At 54.9% G+C, this 3,070-nt stretch carries 4 protein-coding genes and 4 tRNA genes; all 8 read right to left on the reverse strand.

Annotated elements, in window-relative coordinates:
- Nucleotides 1-119 (reverse strand): GTP-binding protein (locus tag K325_RS18325; protein ID WP_211218123.1); only part of this gene is annotated, 119 nt, incomplete at its 3' end.
- A 52-nt stretch (nt 120-171) separates the two neighbouring features.
- Nucleotides 172-247: transfer RNA gene (locus K325_RS0100460), tRNA-Thr, on the reverse strand.
- Between the two features lie 13 nt (nt 248-260).
- Nucleotides 261-335 (reverse strand) — tRNA-Gly (locus tag K325_RS0100465).
- A 10-nt stretch (nt 336-345) separates the two neighbouring features.
- A tRNA-Tyr gene (locus K325_RS0100470) sits at nt 346-429 on the reverse strand.
- A 37-nt stretch (nt 430-466) separates the two neighbouring features.
- Nucleotides 467-542: transfer RNA gene (locus K325_RS0100475), tRNA-Thr, on the reverse strand.
- Nucleotides 543-573: 31 nt separating this feature from the next.
- Nucleotides 574-1,173, reverse strand: a complete 600-nt coding sequence (locus tag K325_RS0100480; RefSeq protein ID WP_228128361.1) for a hypothetical protein — start codon at nt 1,171-1,173, stop codon at nt 574-576.
- 26 nt (nt 1,174-1,199) lie between these two features.
- Entirely contained in the window at nt 1,200-1,934 is a 735-nt protein-coding gene (locus tag K325_RS0100485; protein WP_029652291.1) for a type III pantothenate kinase, read from the reverse strand.
- Nucleotides 1,931-2,890, reverse strand: a complete 960-nt coding sequence (locus K325_RS0100490) for a biotin--[acetyl-CoA-carboxylase] ligase (RefSeq protein WP_029652292.1) — start codon at nt 2,888-2,890, stop codon at nt 1,931-1,933. The genes K325_RS0100485 and K325_RS0100490 overlap by 4 nt, the downstream gene beginning before the upstream one ends.
- Nucleotides 2,891-3,070: the final 180 nt, after the last annotated feature.

The raw sequence follows: 3,070 nt of genomic DNA on the forward strand, positions 1-3,070 counted from the left end.
CAGACCTCGTGACATACACGAGTCAAAGCAGCTGTCAGAGTGGTCTTACCATGGTCAACGTGACCGATGGTGCCGACGTTTACGTGCGGCTTACTACGTTCAAATTTTTCTTTAGACATTTCGACCAATCCCCCTAATCAACCAGGATCGCAACGTTGACCAGACAAAAAATGGAGCTCATGACCGGAATTGAACCGGTGACCTCATCCTTACCAAGGATGTGCTCTACCGACTGAGCTACATGAGCGCTAAAACTAAACTGGAGCGGGCAGCGGGAATCGAACCCGCGTCATCAGCTTGGAAGGCTGAGGTAATAGCCACTATACGATGCCCGCAAGCAATTAGTGGTGGAGGGGGCAGGATTCGAACCTGCGAAGCTTTCGCGTCAGATTTACAGTCTGATCCCTTTGGCCACTCGGGAACCCCTCCAAAACAAACCTGCTACGCAAGCTTGCCAAAACTAAAGTGGAGCTGGCGGACGGAATCGAACCCCCGACCTGCTGATTACAAGTCAGCTGCTCTACCAACTGAGCTACGCCAGCTCACATTCGCCTTCTCAGCGAGGGCCGTATACTACGGATTTTTTTCCGGGCTTGCAACACCTTCACAGGCATTACTTTCCACGAAATCGAATTCGTGTCCGGTTTCCGCTTCAACCGCCTGAACCCACTCATCTTCTGACGTGGACTCAACCTCAAAAACGAGCGCGTATCCTAAACGATTTCGGGGGAACTTGGCCAGCACTACATTAGGATTTGACTGTTTTTTTTCAGCAAGGACAGAGCGGGCGGCCTGCTCGGACTCAAACAACCCCAATGAAATCGCGTTGCGGTATTCGCCCCCCGAAACAATGTAAGATTCAACGCCCTGGCGCACCAGCTCACGAAACTGCGCACGTGCATCTTCAGGCGGCTGAGGGGGAATCAAAACCCAATGTAACGGCGCAATCTCCCGCTGAATTTCGACAACTCCAGGCGATACGGAGAACCCTTCCGCAACCCGCCGGGCTTGAGCCCGGGTCCTGAAGTCACCCAGAGTCAATCTGACACAGACAGACTCCCCCAACGTCTCAGGCTCGACCTTCAGACTTAACACTCTGGGCAAGACACCCTCGGCCACTGCCCCCTCGGAGGACGGCATCCACTCCGGTGCATACCATACCGCAATATTCATCAGAACTAATATCAGCACTAACAGCTTCATTTGTCCTGACCCACCCCGACCCTCTGCCCCAACCCATCAAGGACCAACCCCTCAACAAAGACCGACTGCAGCCCCAGCCCCTGAAAGCGCCAGGCATCCCCTCCAGTCAGAAACACCGAGCCCAGGTTATAGGCACTCAGATCGCGCAGCAGGCGATGAACAATGGCCTCGGAGAGCCAGGAGAGGCCATTATTAACACACTCTCCCGTTGACTGACCGGGAGTTGTGGAGAGCACATCGTGGTGCTCAAAACCGATGCGAGCGGCATCTACCTTCAAACTTCGGCGCATCATCTGCAACCCCGGTAGAATATAGCCGCCGATGTGCCCGCCATCGGGACCGACATAATCGACCGTAACCGCGCTGCCCGCATCTATTACGGCAAACGCCGCCCCACAGCGTACCCAACCACCCAGCATGGCGTGCCAGCGATCAGCCCCCATCAGGGACACATCCTTATAGGAGTTAACAAGGCCCATACGCGCACTCTCTGACCAACAATACTGGACGGGCGCAACGGTATGACTGCCAAGCAGGGCGTCCAGCCTCTCTTTGGCTGACCTCGAAGCGACACTCGACACAAACACGCCAGAGACATGCGCCCAATATCCCTCCAGCTCTTTCAAAGGCTCAGGCGCCCCGATCACAGAGACACCCTCCACGGCCGCAGCCCCACTCATCGCCAAGCGCCACTTCAACCGGGTATTACCGGCATCAATCAACAGAATCATTCAGAAATCCGCAAACTAATATCCCCTGCCCGAACCGACATCACCCCTTCTGCCGTATCCACCAGATAGTTCCCGCATTCGTCGATACCCACGCCGTACCCTGTCATATCACCCCCCCGCGCCACCAACGACCTCCCCCTAAAAATATCACGTTGTTGCCACCGGTCGCGGAAACACAAAAAACCTCCAGCTTCGAACTCATCAACCGCCATCAGAACATGCCTGATCACTCTTCCAGCCAACTGGTTACGCACCCAGCGCTCACCCGGCCAGCGAAGAGCCAGGCTTGTCCAGGGTTGATCTACGCCCCCGGCTTCGCTCATATGGACATTAAGCCCGATCCCCGCGATGACCTGCACACTACCTTCCTGGAGCTCACCCTGAATTTCGACCAGAATACCCCCAAACTTCTTCTGCCCCGAAAACAGATCGTTTGGCCACTTCAGCCCTATGTCACAGATTCCGGATTGCCCCAAGGCATCCGCAACCGCAACCCCAAGCGCGAGACTCAGCCCATCCAATGCCGAGAAACCACCCTTTATAGTCAAACCAAGACTCAGGTACAGATTCTGCCCTTTAGGGCTCGCCCAGTTTCGACCACGCCGCCCACGGCCAGAGGTCTGTCGATCCGCTATAACAACCGGGGAAGATGAGGCAGTCATTCGTCGAGCCACTTCCGCATTGGTGGAATCCACCTCATCCAACACGGCCAGATCGATCCGAGCTCTCGAATCAGGATCCAGGGCCGCCTGGATAGCGGCTAACTCAAGAAGGTCTAATTGGGAAACCAACTGATATCCCTGCCCCCTTATGGTACGAATATCAGTACCCTCCCGGATCGCCTTGCGAACCTGCTTCCAGACAGCCGTTCTTGAAACACCAAGCTGCTGCGCCAGCGACTCTCCTGAGTGCACTTCACGATCACTGAGCAGGGACAACAATGTTTTGGATTTCATGCAAATAGGTCCGGATGGAGAATGAGCAAGCAGGGATTAAACAACAGGAGGACATTGAAAAGCAAAAGGGAGGGTTATTTGAAATAATAAAAAAGCCCCGGCATCTAGGATGCTGGGGCTTTCAGTATAAGGCGCCTGACGATGACCTACTCTCACATGGGCAACGCCACACTACCATCG

The organism is Marinobacter daepoensis DSM 16072, assembly GCF_000421165.1.
Lineage (GTDB): Bacteria > Pseudomonadota > Gammaproteobacteria > Pseudomonadales > Oleiphilaceae > Marinobacter > Marinobacter daepoensis.

What these genes read in the sequence shown, in the direction of transcription:
- K325_RS0100480 (WP_228128361.1), bottom strand. Translation starts at nt 1,173, where the DNA reads ATGAATATTGCGGTATGGTATGCACCGGAGTGGATGCCGTCCTCCGAG.
- K325_RS0100490 (WP_029652292.1), bottom strand. Translation starts at nt 2,890, where the DNA reads ATGAAATCCAAAACATTGTTGTCCCTGCTCAGTGATCGTGAAGTGCAC.
- K325_RS0100485 (WP_029652291.1), bottom strand. Translation starts at nt 1,934, where the DNA reads ATGATTCTGTTGATTGATGCCGGTAATACCCGGTTGAAGTGGCGCTTG.